Genomic DNA, 22,648 nt, shown 5'->3' with positions numbered 1-22,648 from the left:
GGACCGCTTTGTACAGCCACCGGCGCCAAACAGGGGTCTTGATTTACCGGTGCAAGCAAACTACAAGCACTGCTGCCTGCAGTACCCGTAGGTTCGTCTATAGAAACCTTCCCAAAAACATCATTGCTACAGCTGGCATTGCCCAGGTTGTCTATGTAGGCGTAGCCGTAAAAACTTCCTGGTTGTTGGTAGTCAGACATCGCAAAAACAACCGTAGCGGCTTGCCCGGCAATGCTGCTGGTATCCAACTCCATACACGTCCAAAGCGTATAATTAAGACCTAAACCTCCAGGGGCTTCTATAAACCGGCATGAGTTGCGCTCAAAAGCAATGCACTGCTCACTGACCAGGTTATTGTTTTGATCCCATATTTGTACCTTAAAAAAAGGAAGCTCTATAGGGGGTAAATTCGTATTGGTAGCATCTTCCATGCCTAAAGCATAATCAAAGGAAAAGCTCTGTCCGGCAATGATTTCTTTTGACATCACAATTAAATTCCCAATTGCAACAAGATCGTTAAAGCCCATAGCTCGCTGATTATAAGGGGTATTGGGTTCTACCCTGATTTGAGTTGTAGAAGACCCAGACATAAAACTATCGGGCCCTGGGGTTAGTATATAGGCACGGCTATTCAAAAAGTTTGTTGGATTGTTATATCCGTTCACCGGATCTAAGCTTGTTAAGTTTTGTAAAGGAATACTGTTTAAATCGGTTTGGCATTGTTGCATGCCAGGTGGGTTTACAGGAAAATCATAATACGCAAAACTATAACCCGAGGCCGTCGAGGTGGTAGCATCGCGTTCAAAGCCCCCGTTGGGCACACAATTGCAATACTTCTCTACGGCTTGTACCGCCAATAAAATGCTTTCACAGCCTTGAGTACCGGTAGTGGTCTGGCTCACATAATAGGTTTGTCCATCTACCAGCAGGGTGGTATTAGGAATAGGCGTGGTACCACCCGCATCGCTATACCATTGTAGATTATCGCCCACTACTACCAAATCGGTTAAATTGGCAGGGGGCTCATTGATCTGTGCACGAAGAGCAGCACCACAAAAACTTTGCAATGCCTCCCCTTGGGGTGGAGGGCATTGTGCTACCAATTCTTGCACTCCCACAAAAAATAAGAGTAATATACTATAGATTTGTATATTTTTCACGTAAAAAAATGAATTCAAATTACAGGAAAATTCCTTTGACTTACCTATCACTAACGAATTTAAGTAAAAATTTGAGAAAAAACCGACATAAAAACTTAATTATCTGCAACTTCAACGCATTAATCTAAAAAAGACAGCTTTTTTATATTGCATCATTGCCCGAATCCCTGCTTAATGCTACAGCCACAAAAAAACCGATACCTAATGCAATAGAAATTATAATTGCACCTATTTTGTGAGATTTGTTGTCATAGAATAGTGTAAATTTGGTATTTATTGCAATAACCTATCGATAAAAGTACAATTGAATTAAAACTGACTTCGTCCTATTATCTCAACGGCTTATAATCAGTTAAATAGTAAAAATAATGAATTTTTATATTGTTATCCCTGCTCACAATGAAGCTGAATTTATTGGAAAAACGCTTAAATCTTTAACGGATCAAAGCCTTCTCCCAAAAAAAATTGTAGTAGTTAACGACCATTCTACAGATGATACCGAAAAAATTGTAAAAGCTTACGCTGAAGAATATGCCTTTATAGATTATATAAATATCTCATCTGACGAGAAGCATTTACCCGGCAGCAAAATCATCAATGCTTTTTATAAAGGTCTCGAAAGCTTAGATGACCACTTTGATGTTATTTGTAAATACGATGCCGATCTAATTTTCCCAAAAAACTACCTAGAAAGCATTAAAGATAGTTTTACCACTAAGCCAAACATAGGTATATGTGGCGGTATTTGCACGGTAAAAAAGAAAGAGCAATGGGTAAACGAAGGATTAACCAACAACGACCATGTAAGAGGTGCGCTTAAAGCTTATTCTAAGCATTGTTTTGAAAAGATTGGTGGCTTAAAACCATCTATAGGTTGGGATACGGTAGATGAGTTACTGGCAAAATACAATAGTTATGAAGTAAAAGTATTGACAAATCTTAGGGTAAAGCATTTACGGCCTACAGGAAAATCTTATGCAAAAAAGGCAAATCATAAGCAAGGGGAAGCTTTTTACAAAATGCGTTATGGTTGGCCAATCACTTTTATCGCGGCTTTAAAATTAGCCTTTAAGAAAAAACAGGGCATTCTCTTCATAGATTATTGCCGGGGTTATCTCAAAGCCAAACAACAAAAAAGCCCTCTTCTTGTAAGTGAAAAAGAGGGCAAATGGATAAGGAATTACCGATGGCAAGGTATTTTAAAAAAATTAAAACTTAATCTAACACCTCAACAATCACCTCACCAGTAGTACCGTTTGGATTAGCTATTCCCAATAGTGCGGCAATTGTAGGCGCTATATCGGTGATATAAGTCTTATTAAAGCTGCTTCCTTTACGGATTCCTTTTCCGTAAAACAATAAAGGGGCGTGGGTATCATAATTGAAACCTGTACCATGGGTACTTCCTTTTTCTGGATAAGAGATATAATTGGGTAAAAAACCAAATACTAAATCACCGCTTCGTTTTTGATGAAAGCCATTTTGAATCAAAAGCTTGGTCTTTTCTGTGGCTGCATTCATTTCGATTTCTGAACGTGTAAACACGCGAGAAATTTCGGGCTGTGCTAATAAAAAGGCTTTGATATCTTCGGCTAAAGCCAAAGCATCAATATTCTTTTCCTGAATTAATTCATGATTTAAGAAAAGCTGATTGTTAGATATGTTCTCTATCAGATTTACATTGGCATGCGCCTCTCCCAAATAATTTTTTAAACGTTTTTTAAGATCGCTACTAGAAACATATCCGGCAGGGATCTTTTGATCTTTTAAATAATTAGGCACATGAATAGCTCCGTGATCAGCGGTTAAAAATAGGGTATACTCCCCTTTACCGATATGTGTATCTAAGTATTCTAAAAGTTTAGCTATTTCTAAATCTAATCTTAAGTAATTATCTTGAATCTCTTTGGCATTCACCCCAAAATTATGCCCTATATAATCTGGACTTGAAAAGCTCAAAGTTAAAAAATCGGTATCTTGGTCTTTTCCTAAGGCTTCGTTCTCAATAGCAGCCAAGGCAAAATCTAGTGTTAAGCTGTTGCCAAAAGGGGTGGCTTTTAAAATATCATAACCGCCGTTTTCTGAAGCAAGCTTGGCCAAATTATAAGGGAAATCTACATTCTCTTTTCCCTTAAATCCAAATTCATAAGCATTGGCATCGCTTCCACTTTGGGTATATTGCGCTATAGGCAGTAAAGTATTCCAAGTGTTTAAATATTTTTTTGCCGGTTCATTGGCATTGAAATTTTGCACCCAACTAGGCAATTCATTCATATAATAAGAACTGCTTATCCATTTTCCTTCCTCTCCCCCTAAGAACCAATACGCCGCATTGGCACTATGACCAGCAGGTAAAATAGCTCCCCGGTCTTTAATGGCAATTCCTATTGACTTTCCTCTAAACTGTGTATGCAATCGGTTTTGATCGGCAATACTTGTGGTTTCAAGGCGTTTAGGAGACATTTGACCAGCGGCTAAAGTGGTTCCTAATCCATTTACCGTATTATCGTCAACGCAGTAAACCTTCTTTTTTTCTTGCTTATCGTACCAGTTATTGGCTATAATACCGTGTACCTGCGGGGAGGTTCCTGTAAAAACAGAAGCATGCCCTGGTGCGGTATAAGTTGGCACATAATTATAGTGGTTATTTTTACAATTAAAACCTTGATTGACTAAGCGTTTAAAACCCCTATCGGTGTAAAGATCCCAAAAGCGGGTGAGGTAATCATACCGCATTTGGTCTACCACCACTCCAACAACTAATTTGGGTTGGGCATATAATGACTGTTCTGGCTCTTTGTCAACAACCGCCGATTTGTCTAAATTTTCTACACTTGCACAGGCATTGAGCAAAAAACCAACCAGTAGTAAAAGGCTAAATTTTTTCATTTTCAGGTTATTTTATTTTTGGCAAAATTAGGCATGTTCTTACAATTAAGCATTAATTGTACGTTAAATAGTTTTATCTTTCCAATTTCTACTTTAGTTTTACAAAAAGAATTTGAATGGGCTACCTACATGATATTGGTGAATACTTTATGATGTTAAAAAATGTTTTTAAACGGATGACCAAAGGCTCTGTTTTAAGAACATTAATCTTTAAAGAGATAGATGACCTCATTATTAACTCCATGGGTATTGTGGCCTTTATTTCTTTTTTCTTAGGTGCGGTAGTCACCATTCAAACCGCTTTAAACTTAGGAAACCCCTTAATACCCAAAAGCCTAATTGCTTTTACCGCGCGCCAATCGATAATTTTAGAGTTTTCTCCTACTTTCATCTCCATAATTATGGCCGGTAAGGTAGGTTCATACATCACTTCAAGTATCGGAACCATGCGCGTTACCGAGCAAATAGATGCGCTTGAGGTAATGGGTATTAACTCTGTTAATTACCTGGTCTTTCCTAAAATGGTAGCCATGTTACTTTACCCCTTTGTGATTTGCATCTCTATGTTTTTAGGTATAGTGGGTGCCTATATTGCGGGTGTTTTAGGTGGTTATGTTGCTAGCGATTTATTTATACAAGGGCTGCAGGTAGATTTTATACCTTATCATCTTACCTATGCTTTTATTAAAACCTTCTTTTTTGCTTTTATTTTGGCTACAGTGCCTTCTTATCACGGTTATTATATGCGCGGAGGGGCGCTAGAAGTAGGGCAAGCCAGTACCACCTCTTTTGTATGGACGAGTGTTATTTTAATTATTACCAATTATGTGTTAACCCAATTACTTCTGAGTTAGATGATTAAAGTTAAAGATTTACATAAAAGTTTTAGCGGTGAAGAAATCCTTAAAGGATTAAATACATCTTTTCACGCGGGCAAAACCAATTTGATTATAGGTCAATCTGGTGCGGGTAAAACCGTCTTTTTAAAATGTCTTTTAGGCTTATTTGAACCCACCTCAGGAAGTATCGAATACAACAAGGTAGCCTATGCCTCGCTCAACAACAAGCAAAAGCGCGATTTAAGAAAAGAGATGGGAATGGTTTTTCAAGGCAGTGCACTATTCGACTCTATGAATGTAGCCGAAAACGTAATGTTTCCTCTCATTATGTTTACCAAACAATCTAAAGCTGCTATGAAAAAACGCGTAGACGAAGTACTAGAGCGCGTAGATTTAATTGGGGTAGACCATAAATCTCCAGCCGAAATAAGTGGAGGAATGCAAAAACGTGTGGCTATTGCACGCGCCATTGTAAACAAACCCAAATACCTGTTTTGCGATGAACCCAACTCTGGTCTAGATCCTAAAACAGCCATACTTATTGATAATCTTATTCAAGAAATTACACGAGAAAACAATATTACCACCGTCATTAATACCCACGATATGAACTCAGTGTTGGAGATTGGTGAAAATATAGTCTTTTTAAAAGACGGGCATCTTGAATGGCAAGGCAATAAAGATGAAATTTACCAATCTGAAAATGATGCGCTCACCAATTTTGTATACTCTTCAGAGCTTTTCCAGAAAGTAAGAAAAGCCCAGCTACAAGGTTTGTAATTGGGCGTCTACCTACTTTAACTCATTTATTGTATTATTATTCTGTCGCCACTTTAGGTTGCAGCGAAGATTGAAGAATAAGCGTATCTAAAGCTAGTTTATACTGTAGCCATCGCTTTAATTTTTGTTCGTTTTGCTGCTTTAATTCCGTACTTATTTCTGCATCCCAAACCGCATAAAATTCAGGGATGGTATCAATTTTATCAAAGTTTGAAATAACTTTTTGCGCATAACCAAATTGTACCAGATTCTCATAATTGATTCTAGCTTCATTGCTTACATTTGAAAACGGAATACTATTGCGTTTGTAACGACTCAAATTATCCAATTCTTTTTCTAAAAAAGCAATGCGCTCGTCTTTATTTAGCATCAATAGCGAATCTCTATATTTAAATTCTTTCATGAACTGCAACTGATCATAAGACTCGGTATTTTCGTTCTGTAATATAATCAGTGAAGCATTTTTTAAATTAGGATAGGTTTTCATTTTCTCGCGCCACACCCCAATCACCGAGCTTGGTATTTCTTTACCCAAAAATGAAACTTCAATTTTAGGGTCTGTTCCGCCGTTATAGGTGGTTACCGTAGCGTTTTTTTGCAAGAAAGAATCGGTATAAAGAGCCAACTCATTTTTAACAAAGCGTTCGGCGTCTTGCTTAAAATAAGATTCTTTTAGCATAGCATAAAACAAATAAACACTAGGCACCATAACAATAATGGCTATAAAAGAAGCGATTTGCGCGATGCGCTTTCTGCGTTTAGAATTGGCATATTTAACCAAGGGAAAGCCTAGTAACTTTGAAACTACAAAGGTTGAAAGCGCTATAAAAGTAGCATTGATCGAGAAAAGATATAGGGCTCCTCCAGCATCGGCAAAATTGAGATTGGCCAAGCCGTAGCCCACAGTACATAGCGGTGGCATTAAAGCAGTGGCAATCGCTACTCCAAAAATAACACTAGCAATGGTACCTTTCTTGGTTTTGGCTACAATCAAAGCCAAACCACCAAATATGGCCACTAAAACATCTAAAATAGTAGGATAGGTTCGCGCTTCTAACTCGGCATTACTTCCGGTAAGCGGCGAAATCATAAAGTAAAAAGTAGCGGTGATAACACTTAGCCCCACCATTACACCTAAATTGATTAGGGAGCGCCTAAGCATATCTACATCATTAATAGCCACCGATAGTCCCATACCAACAATCGGTCCCATTAAAGGAGAAATAAGCATCGCCCCAATAACAACCGCAGTACTACTCACGTTTAGCCCAATAGAGGCTACAAAAATTGAAAAAACCAAAATCCAAGCGTTATGCCCTTTAAAGGTGATGTCTTTTTTTACCGCCTCAATGGTTGAATCTCTATCGGTATCAGAGCGTATATCGAGTAGATCTTTTAAAAAGGTCTTAGCATTCTTGTAAGTACCTTGAAAATCTGCTTTTAATTTCGCCGGATCTATTTTGCTTTCCTCGTTTTGTTGGGTGGTGCCTGCATTCTCATCACCCGCAGTACTGGTAGAAGATTGCTTCTCCGGTTGCTCCTTTTCATTGCTATTGTCTATATTATTTTCCAAACAGTTAGGTTAAATTAAATGATCTCCAAAATCTTCTTTTACCAAGTTACGCAGTTTTTTGATTTCTTGTTCGTCTTGCTTTCTACAAATCAATAAAACCTCTTGATTATCCACTACAATATAGTCGTTTAAATCTTTTATTACAACATATTTTTTTTCTCCTGTGCGAATAATATTTCGTTTAGAGTTTTGCGCCAGTACACGAGCATTTATGATTACATTTTCATCTTTTTCTTGGTGCATTTTATCGTATAAAGCACCCCAAGAACCCAAATCGCTCCAATCAAAATCTGCGGGGAGTACCCTAACATTTTTTGATTTTTCTAAAATCCCGTAATCAATCGATATATTCTTGGCTTTGGCATATTGTGCATTTACAAAGTCTGCTTCGCGCTCGGTATTCCAAATAGATTCAGCCGAATTAAATAGGGTATACATATTGGGTAAATGTTGCTCAAAAGCCGCTAAAATACCCTGTACACTCCAAATAAAAATACCGGCATTCCACAAATAATTTCCATCAGATAAAAACGACTTAGCGGTTTTATAATCGGGTTTTTCGGTAAACTGCATCACCTCATAAATGCGTTGTTGGGCTGCTTTACGGAATTTGATATAACCATAACCAATATGCGGCAAAGTAGGTTGAATTCCAAGCGTCATTAACCAGCTTTTGTTTTGCAGGCAAGCTTCAAAAGCCGTTTCTACATTTTGACTAAAGCTCATTTCATCTTCAATCCAATGATCGCTAGGTGCTACAATCATCACCGCATCTTTGTTCTTTTCATAGATTTTTAAGGCAGCCATCAAAATACAAGGCGCCGTGTTGCGCATCGCAGGTTCTAGAACCACTTGAGCTTCTTGAACTTGTGGTAACTGCTCTTTAACCAAAGCGGCATAACTAGCATTGGTCAATATCAAAATATTTTCGGTTGGAATGATCTTACTGAGTCGAGAAAAAGTTTTTTGAATAAGCGTTTCTCCAGTACCTAACATATCGTGAAATTGCTTTGGGAAGTTTTGTGTACTCACCGGCCAAAACCTAGAACCCACTCCACCTGCCATAATCACGGCGTAATAATTTGAATTTTTCAATTTAATTTTCTTTTACAAGTTCAACTTGCGCGTGAGGTTGAAAAATATATACCCTACCGGTTTTAATTTCTATACACTCGTAGCGCTTTATTCTCTTTTTTTCTTTACGGAAGATTTTATGGTCTCTAAATTTAAAATAGCTCCCGTAGGGTATCTCAAATATATAGCTTTTATTGCTGGCTTCATCATACTTTTTAAGCGCGATATGCAAAAGTGTATCGGTGTCGCTACTGGCTGTAGGATTTTTAAAATGTCTTGCTAAAACCGGTAACAAATCAGATGGAAAAATGCTAGGGTGCAGCAAGGGCAGCATCAAGCTAGTAAAACTATGTTTCCACTCTTTGCCGTGAGGCTTTATGTGATGTCCATATTTTTCAAAAGCTACTAGATGAGCCAATTCGTGCACTAAAGTAATTAAAAACCGATACGGATTAAGGTTAGCATTTACCGTAATGATGTGGTAACCGCCCCGCATTTTGTAATCGCCATGACGTGTTTTACGTTCATTGACGATTTTAAGCTGAACGCGCCATTCTTGAATTAAGGTACAAATACCTTCGACTGCCGCTTTAGGTATATATTTGGCTAACACCTGCTGCATAGATTAAGGAGTAGATTTACCTACCTGCAATAGTTTTCCGTTATACAATTGCTGACCCCTAAGGGCAAAATCGGCTATATAAGCGCCCATCTGCTCGGCTGTAACCGGTGCTTTTAAACCAGGAAAAGCGGCTTCAAGCATCTCGGTTTGTACCGCTCCTAAGGCTAACACGTTAAAAGAAGGACCCTTTTCTTTATATTCTTCGGCCAATAATTCGGTTAGATTAATCAGAGCCGCTTTACTCGATGAATACGCCGATAAGCCAGCAAATTTAACACTCCCCTGTACGCCACCTATACTGCTAATATTAACCACGTGCCCGGTATCGGGCATATGTGGTATACATTTTTGCATCATCAAAACGGGGCCATAAACATTGGCCTCATAAACCGCTTTAAAATCGGCTAAAGCTATAGCTGTAAATTTTTCGTGTAGTAATTTACCGGCATTGTTTATCAATATATCTACCCTTGAGTCAAATTCATTTTTAATAAAATCTTCTAATATTGGATAATTCTCTGCTCGGGTTATATCAAAAGCTAAAGCGTTTACAGCATTTAAGTTTAAATCGAGTAAAGGTTTTTCATTCCGCGAAAGCGCTAAAACCCGGTGCCCCATTCCCGATAGTATTTTTACAATTTCAAGACCAATCCCTTTACTGGTACCCGTTACAATAATATTTTTCTGTGTTGACATTTTAATTGGTAAATTTTAATTCATTTTCTTTGGCATTAACCATACCTGTTAGACCCTGTTGAAAAACCTGAATGAGCCTTGCCATATGCTCTAAATCTAAGTGAGCCATTTCATCTTTCACATGATGGTAGTAGGGGTAATTACTAAAATCAAAAGTACAAACGGTCTGCGCCGGCACACCTAGATGTTTAAAAAAAGGATAATTATCGCTGCGTTTAAATAGCTGAAATTCTTGTGCTTTTTCAAAAAAGCCTAGACTATTTGACCCGGTGTAATTATTGAATAGTTGCCCCATATTACTCGAATCAAATCCGGTAAGGTAAGCTTGGTAATTTTGCCCTTTAAGCGGCACGCCAATCATTTCTAAATTAAACACCCCATATAATTCTTGATTTTCATTTTTCATGCGTTGAGCAAGATGCTCAGAGCCTAACAATCCTTGTTCTTCGGCATCAAACAGCGCAAAAATCATGGATCGCTCTGGCGGATTTTCGCTAAAATAGCGCGCTATCTCTAGCACAGCCACCGTCCCCGAGGCGTTGTCATTGGCACCATTGGCTATAGAGTCTGTGGTTGTTGCGGTTCTTTTATCTATACCGATATGGTCATAGTGGGCTCCAATAAGCAAAGGAGCTTTGCTTAAAGATTTATTTTTGCCTGGGATATAAGCCACTACATTATAAGCATGCTTATTCTTTACCATAAAAGAATCGCGATAGGTGGTATAAAAAGGCTTAACTCCCATTTGCTTAAACTGATTTGCGAGGTAATCAGCTGCTTTGTCTTGACCTACGGTTCCTACCAATCTCCCGCCGAGCTCATCGTGAGTAAGCCGATTCAAATCTTTATCTAGCCTTTGCTGGATGGAAGTGGTGTTAAAATTAAAACGCGTGTCGGTGGTATTCTGTGTCTGCTTGCAACTTAAAAATGGACACAGCATTAAAAATAATACTAATTTTCTCATAGGTTTAAAGATAAAAAAACCCATCAATAAAATTGATGGGTTGTGTAAAAATTTACGCTTTTGATTTAAGCCAGCATAGTTACCGGATTCTCAATATAAGCTTTTAAGGTTTGTAAAAATTGAGCACCAGTAGCGCCATCAACCGTTCTGTGATCACAAGCTAGTGTCAATTTCATAGTATGACCTACTTTTATCTCTCCGTTTTTCACCACAGGCTTCTCTACAATTGCACCTACCGATAAAATTGCTGAGTTAGGCTGATTGATAATACTGGTAAATTCAACAATACCAAACATTCCCAGATTACTAACGGTAAAAGTTGATCCTTCCATCTCTTGTGGCTGCAATTTCTTATTTCTTGCTTTGCCTGCCAAATCTTTTACTTTACTACCTATTTGCGTCATTTGCAATTGATCTGCAAATGGCAACACAGGAACTACCAATCCTTCATCTACCGCAACCGCTACGCCAATATGAATGTGCTTAGCTATTTTTGTATGGCTCTCTTCCCACTGTGAATTTACTTGTGGGTGTTTACGAAGCGCCATAGCCGTTGCTTTTATTACCATATCGTTGTAAGATACCTTTACATCGGGTAAAGCATTGATTTGCGTTCTAGATTGCATCGCGTTTTCCATATCTACCTCAATGGTTAAATAATAATGCGGTGCATTAAATTTAGAAGCCGACAATCTTTTAGCAATGGTCTTTCGCATACTTGAATTTTTCACCTCCTCAAAAGATTCTTCTCCCGCTGGCGTAAATTCTTGTACTTCTGCAGTTGTCTTTTGCGACTGTACATCGCTTTGCTCTGTTTTCTTCTCGGCTTGTTTTTGACTAGGTTTAAATTCCTCGATATCTTTTTTAACAATACGACCGTTTTCTCCGCTGCCTTTAACTTGAGCTAGATCAATACCTTTATCTGCCGCCATTTTCTTAGCTAATGGTGAAGCGAAAATACGCTTACCACTGGCATCTTCGTGTTGAAAATCTTCTAAAGAGGTATCTCCGTTAGACTGACTTTCTTGTTGGCTTTCCTGCTGATTTTCTTTCTCTTCTGTATTTGATTTAGAAGACTTTTCGGTTTTTGATTTTTGTTTAGAACCACCCGATACAATACTACTTACATCGGTTCCTTCTGGACCTATAATAGCCAAAAGCGCATCAACCGGTGCGGTTTCACCCTCTTGAATACCGATATGCAACAAGGTACCTGAGTAAAACGACTCAAACTCCATTGTAGCCTTATCGGTTTCTATTTCGGCTAAAATATCTCCCTCTTCTACTTGATCTCCTTCGGCTTTAAGCCACTGAGCCACCGTACCCTCTTCCATCGTATCGCTCAAACGCGGCATAGTGATTACCTCAACATCTTCTGGAATTTCATCTGAACTTCCAGAATCATCAGTTTCTTCAGCCTTTTCATCTTTAGCTTTGGTATCTTGTTCTTTGCTTGATTCTTCTTGACTCTTATCCTCGCTCTCTGAAGTATCATTATCTTGTAGATATTCGCTGATATCTTCTCCCTCTTCACCAATTATAGCAAGCAAGGCATCTACAGGGGCTGTTTCTCCTTCTTCGATACCTACGTGTAGAAGCGTTCCCGAATAAAACGATTCAAACTCCATCGTAGCCTTATCGGTTTCTATTTCGGCTAAAATATCTCCCTCTTCTACCTGATCTCCTTTTTGTTTTAACCATTGAGCTACAGTACCTTCTTCCATGGTATCGCTCAAACGTGGCATTTTAATAACTTCGGCCATAATCTACTATACTGTTTTATGTGGAGTAAATGGATAATCTTTTTGTTCGTAAACCGAATCGTACATCACGCTAGTTTCTGGATAGTCTGACTCTTCGGCAAATTTTTCACATTCGCTTACCAAATCTTTAACGCGCTTATCTATGGTTTTAATTTCATCTTCGCTTGCCCACTCGTTTTCCTTGATTTTATCAAGTACTTGGGTAATCGGATCTATTTTTTGGTATTCTTTTACCTCATCTTTGGTTCGATAATGCTGCGCATCACTCATCGAGTGTCCGCGGTATCTATACGTCTTAAGATCTAAAAAGGTAGGTCCGTCTCCTCTTCTAGCCCGATCGATTGCCTCATCCATTGCTTCGGCTACCTTTTCTGGATTCATGGCGTCTACAGGGCCACAAGGCATTTCATACCCTAAACCAAGCTTCCAAATATCTTCATGATTGGCAGTTCTTTTTACCGAAGTACCCATAGCGTATCCGTTATTTTCTACACAAAATACAACGGGTAATTTCCAGTTCATAGCCATATTAAAAGTTTCGTGCAAAGTACCTTGTCTAGAAGCACCGTCTCCAAAGAAACACAAGGTTACATTATCGCGCTTAAAATATTTATCGCCAAAGGCAAGACCTGCCCCTAGAGGTATTTGACCTCCTACAATCCCGTGACCACCATAAAAACGATGTTCTTTAGAAAAAATATGCATAGAACCGCCAAGACCTTGGGATGTTCCTGTTTTTTTACCATAAAGTTCAGCCATCACACGTTTAGGGTCCTCGCCCATACCAATAGGTTGCACGTGATTCCTATAAGCCGTAATCATACGGTCTTTCTTTAAATCCATCGCGTGCAAAGCACCAGCAAGTATGGCTTCCTGACCGTTATATAAATGTAAGAAACCTCTTACTTTTTGCTGTATGTAAACCTGAGCAAGTTTATCTTCAAACTTGCGCCAAAACAACATGTCTTCATACCACTTTAGGTATGTTTCTTTGGTGATTTTTTTCATCTGATAAAAATTTAAATACCTGCGTCTTCTTACGCCAAACAAAAATAGGGTTTTCATATCTCATGAAAAAACGAATTACCCTTTTATAGTTTTTTTTTATAGAAAACTGGAATCGAATGCCAAAGGTAGTAAATCAAGAACGGCATCTACCTTATAAACCGGACCTGTTTCTCCCATAAAGTATACTGGTATTGGTGTTTTTTGCTTTTGCTCATATTCGGCCATAGCCTGCCTGCATGCTCCACAAGGTGAGGCCGGCTGACTGATTACTTGGTTGTGGGCTTTTACGCAAATGGCAATAGCCTCTATTCGCGCTTCTGGAAAACGAGCTCCTGCAGCATAAATAGCGGTGCGCTCGGCACACATGCCCGATGGATAGGCAGCGTTCTCTTGATTGTTACCGGTTACCACTTCTCCGTTACTCAACTGTATTGCCGCTCCTACCTTAAATTTAGAATAGGGCGCATAAGCATTGGCACGAGCTTTTTTTGCTTCTTGCATTAAGGCTGCCACTTCTGCCGGTAATTCATGCTCTTGAGCATAAATTTCTAAAGCAATAGCCAATTGTTTTTTCTGTATACTCATAATGACAAGTTAAGCCAAAAAAAGCCGAAAACTATTCATTTTCGGCTTTTTTTAACGACTCTATTTTATTAATACTCGTAATATTCTTCTCCTAAATTAAAGGATAAGCTAAAGCGCAACGTACCTTCTAAAGGATTGGCTACCGCTTTAGACGTAGAAAAAAGATAAGAAACATCAATCTGTGCAACAGAATACTTAAAGCCGGCACCTAAACTTAAAAATTTTCTAAATCCTTTCACTTCACTTTCGTTGAAATAGCCTACACGAAATGCAAAGCTATCTTCATACCAGTACTCTGCACCTAAAGACCAAGTGAATTCTTTTAACTCCTCGCTGAACCCGTCTGGTGCGTCTCCCCAAGAAGAGAAAATTGCGCCAAAAGAACTCTCGTTATACCAATCGTCTTCACGATCTATTCGCAAATCGCCATTTGAATCACTTGGGGTGGGTACCAATAATTTATTCACTTCACCGTAAACACCAATTTTGTTAGCAGCATCGAAGATGAAATCAAATCCGGCTCCAGCCTTAAAATTCGTAGGAATAAAATTCTCCTGTCCCGCATCATCGTATTTAAGCTTGGGACCGATATTAGAAATATTTACCCCTGCACGCCATCTACCGTTAAAATCACGGTAAGGAATCTCTTCACTTTGATAAAATGACGAAATATCCACCCCAAAGGTATTGGCAGCATTGGCATCGCCGTCTAAACCTTCAATTTTTAAATCTGAACGGATGTACCTACCGGTTACTGCCATAGAGATTTGCTCACCTAGACGCAGCGCATAGGTTAAATCTAAAGCTACTTCATTTGGCTCAACCACACGAGGCTGCTGATCTGGAGTGTCGCGTAATTGTATTTCACCCTGACCAAAATAGCGTAAACTTGCAGCTACTGCACTACGCTCGTTGAATCGGTTATAATAAGACAAAACACCTAAATTAATATCGGCTACCAACTCTCTTAAGTAGGGTACATAAGAAAAGCCTACTCCTTGTTGTTTTTCTGCGAATACAAATTTTGCGGGATTCCACTGCTGAGCATAGGCATCTACAGAGGTGGCTACCCCCTGGTCTCCCATACCCGATGCACGTGCATCTCCCGATATAAGCAAGAAGGGAACAGCCGTGGTTACCACACGATCTTTTATAGTAGGTGCCTCTTGAGCTTGCGCGTTAAAGCTTGCTAAGGTTATAAGAGCAAGTAAAATATAAGATGTTTTTTTCATGTTTTTAAAATTGTTTGGCAAATATATGGTTTTATAGATTTTAGCTCCCGTTTAAGTCTAGAAAAATAATTATAGCATTAAAATAGCATCTATTTTTATAAAAAAGTATTTATCTTTTGTACCCTTTTTATTCGGCTTAGCTATTCATGAACGTATAGTTTCGGCTTTCTATTGTTGTTTTGCTTATTTATTTCTAATAGCAGAAAAAAAATCCGCGTAAGCAAATTTATACTTTATAATATGACTAACTTTTCATACTTCTCTGCGCGTTTATTGGTTAGGGTAGATTTTACCGTTAGCTTATACACATAAACCCCTTTACCTATGCGATCGCCAAAATCATCTCGGCCATTCCAAATAATTTCACGGGACAAAAAGCCTGTAGTGTTCACCACTTGGCGTGTAGACCACACTATCTTACCAGTAACGGTAAAAACTTGTACTTGTACTTCTAGCGGCTCGTAAGGCCTGTTATGGTTAAACCAAAACTCGGTATAACTAGAGAACGGATTGGGGTAGTTTAACACACGAGTGATTTTAAGTTCATCGCTACCGGTAACTACAAATTGAATTTCTGCCTCAGAAGAATTGTTATAAACATCCCAAGCAATAAATTTAAGCGTATGTAAACCCTCCTCTAGATCGCGCAATTTATAGCGAACCTTTCCTCGGGTGTAATCGTCTACCTCGGTTTCATAAAAATCATTTACCACTAGAGGGTTGGTTTCATCCCCATCTAATATGGCTACTAAATCGTGTCCGATTCCACTAGCTGTATTGATCCCGTTCTCGTCTTGTAAATGCACCAATAAAAACGGACTGTCATTAGTGATGCCTCCGGAGATAAAACTATCGTCATTCATAAATAGCTGTATTTCTGGCCCTATATTATCTTCTGGCGCGTTTTGATTGATACCTCCTACCAAAATCGAATTATTATAACCTTTTTGATCGACTAGCGCCTCGCTTTCTTCGGCATAAAAACTCACCCGGCCTTCCCCTACCGGTATGGCTATATCTTTAGGTACCACAAACTCAAACGAAAACAAGCCCTCACGCACCGAAGCGTTGCCTCTAAAAATAATTTCTCCTAAGGTTTCAAATTCCATTATCGCTAATTGTCCGCCTATCATAGTACCATCATTCCCTAGCGTTTTACGCTGCTGCTTTTTATCAAAAACAATTGAACTCAATTCACCGGTATAATTGCTTAGCCGCTGACCGCTGGCATTAACCACCTCTCCTGATATTTTAATTTTACTCAATGCCTTTAAGGTATCTTGACTTTGGGCTATGGGCACATCATTTAAATGGGTTAGGCGCACTTGAGGCTTAGGCAATTGCAACTTCATAGCGGCATCTCCAAAGTAAAATATTACCCGCCGGTCAAAACTACCGTTATCATTTTTGGCTTTTCGTACGGCTTCGGCTACACTATCATCGGTATTGTTATAATTGAACAAATAGGGTGCAAATTGCGTATTAAAATTTTTCCCTGTACTTACCGATATATCTCGAGTGGTGGCTACCATCGCCACCGAACCACTTTTGGATTGATGTAAATTTAACTCGCCTGGCGAGACACGCAAGGGGTTATCAAAGCGGGTAAAAATACAGGTAACCGTAACCATCACGTTGTAACGATTTTCATTTTGCCAACTTAATATATCGTCTTTGGTAACAATCCTCTCGGCAGCCAATCCGTTTTCTCCCCCGTGTCCCAGGTAATTCACCACGGTAACCCCAACATCAATTGCCTCGGCAATAGCCTTGTTTACGGCAGGATATCTAAATCCTCCAGAACTAGATTGCTGTTCATAGGCATCGGCATGTATTTTCTTGACATTTATAAAGGGTTTGTTGGCGGCGATATCATCTCCTACCTCGTCAAGGGTTACTTGTAAATCAAAATCGCCCTGATTGGCATCATCAGATATCAATAAAAAGTTATTTCGCCAGCTTCCGAAAGATTTTTTACTCTCATAAGCGATAATTTTATCGACCGTGCTACGCGCCAAACTCAAATCATCAACCAGTAATCTTCCCACGGCAAGGTCTAATTTATCGGCAATTCTCATTTCTCCCTCGTCATCATCCATCATCCCATAAAAATCGTCTGATGCGACCAATTCACCTATACTCGAAAACAATGGTAAATCTTGGTAAGTGGGTACAATGTTATTGTTGTTGGGCAACCTATTTTTATAATCTACCGAGGCATCTCCAAAAAGGGTCAGGTATTTTAATTTCCTTTGCGGATTGGGGGCGTTTTCATAAGCATACTTTTCCAAATTACGAATGGCTACAATATCGGGTTTACCCGAACTAAATTCGTGATAGATCTCTTCAAGCAAAACCACCTTGGTGTTTAAACCATCTCTTTCTTCTCGGTAAGCAGCCAGTCGATTGGCTTCTGATTGGAATTCGGACGAAGTAACAATAAGATAGTCTAGATCTTGAGCCACTCCCCCATCACCTTGAAACAAGCTAGCTTTCAAGTTTTGGTTGGCTACGCGCGCATTTCTCTCGTTTAAGGGGGTTAAAAATCCCTGATTGCTAAAAGCGATGTATTTTCTTTGTTCGCCCATATTGGCTTTTAAGGTCAATTGAGCAGCGCCATCGTGCGTATAGGCCATTACTGCCGAAGGATTGGTGACATCCCAAATTTGAGCAATATTCGAAGCTTGTGTAAGTTGATATCCACCAATACCTGTTAGCAACGCGGCTTGCTTTTGTGTAAACGGCATTTGATTGCCTTCAAATTGCAATTTGCGTTTGGCTTGTACCCTGATATAATCTAAATAACCTACACTAGCAGGATTTCCTGCATTGTTGTAGGTAAAAGAAACCTTAATCTCTTCGCTGTTAACCGAAAGCTCTTCATCAAAAGAACGCTGACTCCCATACACATACTTCCCCGTAACCCCAAAACTGAGATTGGCAATATTTTGGGTGTTCACAGCCACCTGCATACTGGTTGGCGACTCACTACTGGCAGCCGCAGCACCCAATACACGCACCGGCTCAGCTGTATCTAAATTAGAAAAAGAAAAGCTGTATTCTCGGTTGCTCTGTACATCAAAACGATCACCAAACCAACGTCTACCGGTAAGAGAAAGGTTGTAATCGTCTTTTTCATACACCTGTTCTGCATCAAAATTGGTAAAACTGTGCTGAGCATTTCCGTTGGGTTGGGTAATATCGCCTACACGTAATCCTGGCACACCACCATAACTGAGGTAGTAGTAACTTTTATCGGCATATAAGTGTTGTGTGGTTTTATTCTCTTCGCTCCACAATTCGTGTATTCCGTTAGAATAAAAAAGAATATAGTCGTTTGAATCAAAACTCCCATCAGCCTCTCCCACTACTTGAATCGCTACTTGAGGCAGATCGTAATCTTGATTATCTGCATTTTTAAGCGGAAGCATTTCCCCTCCATAGCTATAAATTTTAAGGGTTCTAGGATCTAGTGAACCTATGTCTACCCCCAATCGGCGCAGATAATTGGCAGTCAATTTATACACTCCGGCTTTTGGGGTGTAAAAACGAAACCAATCGCCAGTGGCCAATACAGAATTTTGAACATTTATATTTTGACGTAGGTTTTGGCGGCTGCGCTGTTCGGTTTGATAGCGCAAATCAAAACTCATCAAGCGCTGCAGTCTTCCATTGACCTTACGCAATGCACTCACTTCAAGCACATGGTAGGCCTTATTTCGCGCTTGAGCTTTACTCATGCTCACTTCAATATTTGCCGGTATAAGGTTTTCTTCAAGTGGCGCAACAAGACTATCGGGCACGGCTGCCCATTTGGCGTTGCTAATAATAGGACTTACTGGTGTACCTTGAGCTTCCCATTGCACATAAACCTGATAGTTCCCCTTTGCTAAATGCACGTTCTTAGTTTGCTTAAGATTTGACTCCCAATGTACTTCGACACTACGCTGTTGCGGAAAGGCGCAAAAACCTATAAACAAAAAAATAAGAGAGATAGCATTTTTCATCATAATAGTAAACGCAATAGATTCAAATTCCGTATAAACGGCTGTAAAATTAAAGTTTTTCTAAGAGAAGTATACCATAAATCAAAATAAAGCGTTTGAAAGCCTAAGTATTTAAACGAAAAAATGAAATTCGTAGTAATTTTATAAAACAAACTTGTTAATTTAGCGTTAATTAGTATATTGCAATCCCAAAATCATTTACAAATTTACTTTGATATGAATGTAAAAATCATTTTTAAAACTTGCTTGGTTGTAGCATTTTCGGCTGTTTTAGCCAGTTGTAGCAACAAAGACGATTACAAAGACAACTCACGTGCAACGGGCTGGAGTTTAGACGGTCGTGAAGGCGGTCTTAAGTACCAAACCGATTATAAAGGACAAGAAACTGGTCCTGGATTGGTATTTATTGAAGGTGGAACATTCACCATGGGAAAGGTTCAAGATGACGTAATGCATGATTGGAACAACACCCCTACTCAGCAACACGTACAGTCTTTCTATATGGATGAAACCGAAGTTACCAATAGAATGTATCTTCAGTACCTAGATTGGTTAAAATACACCTTTCCTCCAACAGAAGAAAAATACAAAAACATTTATACCGGGGCATTACCCGATACCTTGGTTTGGAGAAACCGTTTAGGGTATAATGAAACCATGACCAATAACTACTTGCGTCACCCGGCTTATCAAAACTACCCTGTAGTAGGAGTTAACTGGATTCAAGCAACTGAGTTTAGTAAATGGAGAACCGAGCGTGTAAACGAATTGATTTTGGAACAAAAAGGTTACACCGCTCGTGGAGCCCGTTTTGAAGCCGATGCCTCTTCTACCTTTAACACCGAAACTTACATTAACGCTCCTACCTTAGTTTATGGCGGAAATGACGATATTACGCGTGGTGGAAAGGCCTCAGACCGAAGAGAAAAAGAAAATACACCTCGAACTAAAGACGGATCAGGAGAAGCTAAAAACCTTTATGTACAACGTAAAGACGGGGTTTTATTACCAGAATATAGACTTCCTACCGAAGCTGAATGGGAGTATGCCGCTTTAGGTCTTTCTAGTATTCGCGAATACAACAAGTACCGCGGTAGAAAGAAATATCCATGGGACGGGCAATATACACGTAACGGAAGCCGTAAAACTAGAGGGGACCAATTGGCAAACTTCAAGCAAGGTGATGGTGATTATGGTGGAATTGCTGGATGGTCTGATGATGGTGCCGATATTACTGCCGAAATCAAATCTTACCAACCAAATGACTTTGGTTTATATGATATGGCCGGTAACGTAGCCGAGTGGGTTGCTGATGTTTACCGTCCTATTATCGACGATGAGTACAACGACTTTAACTACTATAGAGGTAATGTTTATACCAAAAATGCTATCAACCCAGACGGAACCGTAAAGGTGGTAACGGCAGACAGCGTGGTATTTGACACCTTGAGTAATGGTAGCGTTGTTGCACGTGCATTACCAGGTGAAATTGTAAAAGAAAACGTAACTACAGAAGATACTTACTTGAGAACGCAGTTTACCGAAAGTGACAACCGTGACTTTAGAGATGGTGACAAGCAATCGTCAAGATACTTTAGAGAAGATAAGAACGACCCAATGTACAATTCACCTCAACACAGTGTGACTGCAGTAAAAGATAGCACTGGAGCTGTTTCTCTAGATAGACAATACGATACCAATAACAACCGTACCACTTTAATCGATAATGAAGTACGTGTGTACAAAGGAGGTTCTTGGAGAGACCGTGCTTACTGGTTAGATCCAGCACAGAGAAGATATTTCCCACAAGATATGGCTACCGATTATATCGGCTTTAGAAATGCGATGTCTCGTGTAGGCTCTAAAAGCCAAAAAGGAAAAACAGCACGTTAATTCGATTGCATTCTTTTTAAATTAAATAAAAATCCCTTTTCTTTACCAGAAAAGGGATTTTTTGATTCTATACTTTATACTATATGACTAGGCTATATCAATTATTTAAGGCAAGTACAGGCGTTTCCACCGATACACGCAGCATCCAAAAAGGAAATTTATTTTTCGCTTTAAGCGGAACCAATTTCAACGGCAACCAGTTTGCAGCAAAAGCCCTTGAAGCCGGCGCTAGTTATGCTGTAATCGACGACCCTCAATATGCTAACGAAAAAACATTCCTTGTAGAAAATTGCCTACAAAGCCTACAAGCCTTAGCCACCGAGCACCGAAAAAAATTAAATACGCCGATTATCTCCCTAACCGGTAGTAACGGTAAAACCACCACCAAAGAACTTATAGCAAAAGTGTTATCCTACAAATATAAAATAATTGCCACCCAAGGAAACCTCAACAATCACATAGGGGTACCCCTGAGCCTGCTTCAGCTTAAAGCGGATACACAAATAGCGGTGATTGAAATGGGAGCTAATCATCAAGGAGAAATTGCTCAATTATGCAGTATCGCTTATCCAGATTACGGGTATATTACCAATTTCGGGAAAGCCCATCTCGAAGGTTTTGGTGGCGTTGAAGGCGTAATCAAAGGCAAAAGCGAATTATACCAACATTTAATTTCAAAAGATAAAAAGATTTTTATCAATCAAGATGATCCCAAACAAGTTGAACTAACCCAAGACTACCCCAACCGCATAAGCTTTGGTAGCGCTCTAGAAAGCCATTACGCCATTCATAAAACAACCAAAAATAATTTCGCTCAAATTAAAATAGATAACGAAGTTATTCAAACCCAATTATTAGGTCTATATAATGCCCAAAATGCAGCAGCAGCAGCGGCTATCGGACAGTATTTTGAAGTTCCATTGCATCATATCAAAGAGGCTTTAAGCAGCTACCAACCCAGCAACAACCGCTCGCAAATTACAAATCACGGGAGTATAAAAATTATTATGGACGCTTACAATGCCAACCCCACGAGTATGCTCGCTGCCTTGGAAGAGGTGTCGCAATTGAAAGCAGACCAAAAGACTATAATTTTAGGCGATATGTTTGAGGTCGGCCCCACTTGGAAGAAAGAACATCAAGCCATAGTCGACACACTTAAAAAGCAAGCATACACAAACGTATTTCTCTGCGGAAAACAATTTATGCAAACCGACCTACCCGAGCATTTCCATGCAGTAGCCGAGACGAAGGAATTAATCCCAGTGCTAAGCGAAAAGGATTTTAGTGAGCAGCTCGTCTTTATCAAAGGTTCTCGAGGAATGGCGCTAGAACAGTTACTGCCATACCTTAAAGAACAATAAAAAACCTCTTTCTATATAAAAGAGAAAATATAAGACACTTTAAAACTTTGAAGAAAACAAAATCTCCCAAGCCTTAGCGGCTTGGAGATTTTTTGTTTACAAACACTACTTCAAAAGGAAAAGGGATTCAAGATCCCAAAGCGAAACCAAAATAGGAAATACAATCCCTCAAGCCTTAGCGGCTTGGAGATTTTTTGTT

At 39.3% G+C, this 22,648-nt stretch carries 17 protein-coding genes; 5 read left to right on the top strand and 12 right to left on the bottom strand.

Features of this window, described 5'->3' with window-relative positions:
- Positions 1-1,160, bottom strand: a 1,160-nt coding sequence (locus tag ACH2AZ_RS12255) for a hypothetical protein (RefSeq protein WP_394908067.1), incomplete at its 3' end; no start/stop codon positions are given.
- A gap of 368 nt (positions 1,161-1,528) precedes the next feature.
- Here ACH2AZ_RS12255 and ACH2AZ_RS12250 point away from each other — a divergent pair.
- Positions 1,529-2,410 carry a glycosyltransferase gene (locus tag ACH2AZ_RS12250; RefSeq protein WP_394908066.1) on the top strand — a complete coding sequence of 294 codons (882 nt, stop codon included), beginning with the start codon at positions 1,529-1,531 and terminating at the stop codon, positions 2,408-2,410.
- Here ACH2AZ_RS12250 and pafA read toward each other — a convergent pair.
- On the bottom strand, positions 2,376-4,049 hold the full coding sequence (pafA, locus tag ACH2AZ_RS12245; protein WP_394908065.1) for an alkaline phosphatase PafA: 1,674 nt from the start codon (positions 4,047-4,049) through the stop codon (positions 2,376-2,378). The genes ACH2AZ_RS12250 and pafA overlap by 35 nt on opposite strands.
- A gap of 116 nt (positions 4,050-4,165) precedes the next feature.
- Between pafA and ACH2AZ_RS12240 the strand changes: the two genes are divergently transcribed.
- Both ACH2AZ_RS12240 and ACH2AZ_RS12235 read left to right on the top strand, forming a co-directional pair.
- A complete protein-coding gene (locus ACH2AZ_RS12240) occupies positions 4,166-4,903 on the top strand; it encodes an ABC transporter permease (protein WP_147861502.1) in 738 nt (245 codons plus the stop codon).
- Entirely contained in the window at positions 4,904-5,668 is a 765-nt protein-coding gene (locus tag ACH2AZ_RS12235; protein ID WP_394908064.1) for an ABC transporter ATP-binding protein, read from the top strand. It begins immediately after the preceding gene.
- A gap of 37 nt (positions 5,669-5,705) precedes the next feature.
- On the opposite strand, the gene ACH2AZ_RS12230 is transcribed toward ACH2AZ_RS12235, so the two are convergent.
- The 10 genes from ACH2AZ_RS12230 to porU all read right to left on the bottom strand — a co-directional run bounded on the left by ACH2AZ_RS12230 (position 5,706) and on the right by porU (position 19,195).
- Entirely contained in the window at positions 5,706-7,127 is a 1,422-nt protein-coding gene (locus ACH2AZ_RS12230; protein ID WP_394908069.1) for a DUF389 domain-containing protein, read from the bottom strand.
- A 123-nt stretch (positions 7,128-7,250) separates the two neighbouring features.
- Positions 7,251-8,306 (bottom strand): mannose-1-phosphate guanylyltransferase, encoded by a 1,056-nt coding sequence (locus tag ACH2AZ_RS12225; protein ID WP_147861514.1) that lies wholly within the window; start codon positions 8,304-8,306, stop codon positions 7,251-7,253.
- Positions 8,307-8,337: 31 nt separating this feature from the next.
- On the bottom strand, positions 8,338-8,937 hold the full coding sequence (locus ACH2AZ_RS12220) for a SprT-like domain-containing protein (protein WP_394908063.1): 600 nt from the start codon (positions 8,935-8,937) through the stop codon (positions 8,338-8,340).
- A 3-nt stretch (positions 8,938-8,940) separates the two neighbouring features.
- Positions 8,941-9,633, bottom strand: a complete 693-nt coding sequence (locus ACH2AZ_RS12215) for an SDR family NAD(P)-dependent oxidoreductase (RefSeq protein ID WP_394908062.1) — start codon at positions 9,631-9,633, stop codon at positions 8,941-8,943.
- 1 nt (position 9,634) lies between these two features.
- Positions 9,635-10,597 (bottom strand): M28 family metallopeptidase, encoded by a 963-nt coding sequence (locus ACH2AZ_RS12210; protein ID WP_394908061.1) that lies wholly within the window; start codon positions 10,595-10,597, stop codon positions 9,635-9,637.
- A 65-nt stretch (positions 10,598-10,662) separates the two neighbouring features.
- Positions 10,663-12,360 carry a pyruvate dehydrogenase complex dihydrolipoamide acetyltransferase gene (locus ACH2AZ_RS12205; RefSeq protein WP_394908060.1) on the bottom strand — a complete coding sequence of 566 codons (1,698 nt, stop codon included), beginning with the start codon at positions 12,358-12,360 and terminating at the stop codon, positions 10,663-10,665.
- Between the two features lie 6 nt (positions 12,361-12,366).
- Positions 12,367-13,368 carry a pyruvate dehydrogenase (acetyl-transferring) E1 component subunit alpha gene (gene pdhA, locus ACH2AZ_RS12200; RefSeq protein WP_379043035.1) on the bottom strand — a complete coding sequence of 334 codons (1,002 nt, stop codon included), beginning with the start codon at positions 13,366-13,368 and terminating at the stop codon, positions 12,367-12,369.
- Positions 13,369-13,464: 96 nt separating this feature from the next.
- A complete protein-coding gene (gene cdd, locus ACH2AZ_RS12195; RefSeq protein WP_394908068.1) occupies positions 13,465-13,947 on the bottom strand; it encodes a cytidine deaminase in 483 nt (160 codons plus the stop codon).
- 74 nt (positions 13,948-14,021) lie between these two features.
- Positions 14,022-15,185: a type IX secretion system outer membrane channel protein PorV gene (gene porV, locus ACH2AZ_RS12190; RefSeq protein WP_394908059.1), complete on the bottom strand. Its 1,164-nt coding sequence runs from the start codon at positions 15,183-15,185 to the stop codon at positions 14,022-14,024.
- Between the two features lie 233 nt (positions 15,186-15,418).
- The gene (gene porU / locus ACH2AZ_RS12185; RefSeq protein ID WP_394908058.1) at positions 15,419-19,195 is read right to left on the bottom strand and encodes a type IX secretion system sortase PorU; all 3,777 of its coding nucleotides are present in this window, start codon (positions 19,193-19,195) and stop codon (positions 15,419-15,421) included.
- 213 nt (positions 19,196-19,408) lie between these two features.
- On the opposite strand from porU, the gene gldJ reads away from it, so the two are divergent.
- Positions 19,409-21,085 (top strand): gliding motility lipoprotein GldJ, encoded by a 1,677-nt coding sequence (gene gldJ / locus ACH2AZ_RS12180; protein WP_379043026.1) that lies wholly within the window; start codon positions 19,409-19,411, stop codon positions 21,083-21,085.
- A gap of 83 nt (positions 21,086-21,168) precedes the next feature.
- Positions 21,169-22,449: a UDP-N-acetylmuramoyl-tripeptide--D-alanyl-D-alanine ligase gene (gene murF / locus ACH2AZ_RS12175; RefSeq protein WP_394908057.1), complete on the top strand. Its 1,281-nt coding sequence runs from the start codon at positions 21,169-21,171 to the stop codon at positions 22,447-22,449.
- Positions 22,450-22,648 lie beyond the last annotated feature (199 nt).

The sequence above is a fragment of the uncultured Mesonia sp. genome (genome assembly GCA_947499595.1).
GTDB lineage: Bacteria > Bacteroidota > Bacteroidia > Flavobacteriales > Flavobacteriaceae > Mesonia > Mesonia sediminis.
The sequence above is the reverse complement of the archived record's forward strand: the minus strand, read 5'-3'. Positions and strand labels throughout refer to the sequence as shown.

Excerpts from the sequence above, each read along its gene's own strand:
- ACH2AZ_RS12215 (WP_394908062.1), bottom strand. The coding sequence starts at position 9,633 with ATGTCAACACAGAAAAATATTATTGTAACGGGTACCAGTAAAGGGATT.
- porU (WP_394908058.1), bottom strand. The coding sequence starts at position 19,195 with ATGATGAAAAATGCTATCTCTCTTATTTTTTTGTTTATAGGTTTTTGC.
- ACH2AZ_RS12250 (WP_394908066.1), top strand. The coding sequence starts at position 1,529 with ATGAATTTTTATATTGTTATCCCTGCTCACAATGAAGCTGAATTTATT.
- pafA (WP_394908065.1), bottom strand. The coding sequence starts at position 4,049 with ATGAAAAAATTTAGCCTTTTACTACTGGTTGGTTTTTTGCTCAATGCC.
- murF (WP_394908057.1), top strand. The coding sequence starts at position 21,169 with ATGACTAGGCTATATCAATTATTTAAGGCAAGTACAGGCGTTTCCACC.
- ACH2AZ_RS12220 (WP_394908063.1), bottom strand. The coding sequence starts at position 8,937 with ATGCAGCAGGTGTTAGCCAAATATATACCTAAAGCGGCAGTCGAAGGT.
- pdhA (WP_379043035.1), bottom strand. The coding sequence starts at position 13,368 with ATGAAAAAAATCACCAAAGAAACATACCTAAAGTGGTATGAAGACATG.
- ACH2AZ_RS12210 (WP_394908061.1), bottom strand. The coding sequence starts at position 10,597 with ATGAGAAAATTAGTATTATTTTTAATGCTGTGTCCATTTTTAAGTTGC.
- porV (WP_394908059.1), bottom strand. The coding sequence starts at position 15,185 with ATGAAAAAAACATCTTATATTTTACTTGCTCTTATAACCTTAGCAAGC.
- ACH2AZ_RS12240 (WP_147861502.1), top strand. The coding sequence starts at position 4,166 with ATGGGCTACCTACATGATATTGGTGAATACTTTATGATGTTAAAAAAT.
- ACH2AZ_RS12205 (WP_394908060.1), bottom strand. The coding sequence starts at position 12,360 with ATGGCCGAAGTTATTAAAATGCCACGTTTGAGCGATACCATGGAAGAA.
- gldJ (WP_379043026.1), top strand. The coding sequence starts at position 19,409 with ATGAATGTAAAAATCATTTTTAAAACTTGCTTGGTTGTAGCATTTTCG.
- ACH2AZ_RS12225 (WP_147861514.1), bottom strand. The coding sequence starts at position 8,306 with ATGGCAGGTGGAGTGGGTTCTAGGTTTTGGCCGGTGAGTACACAAAAC.
- ACH2AZ_RS12235 (WP_394908064.1), top strand. The coding sequence starts at position 4,904 with ATGATTAAAGTTAAAGATTTACATAAAAGTTTTAGCGGTGAAGAAATC.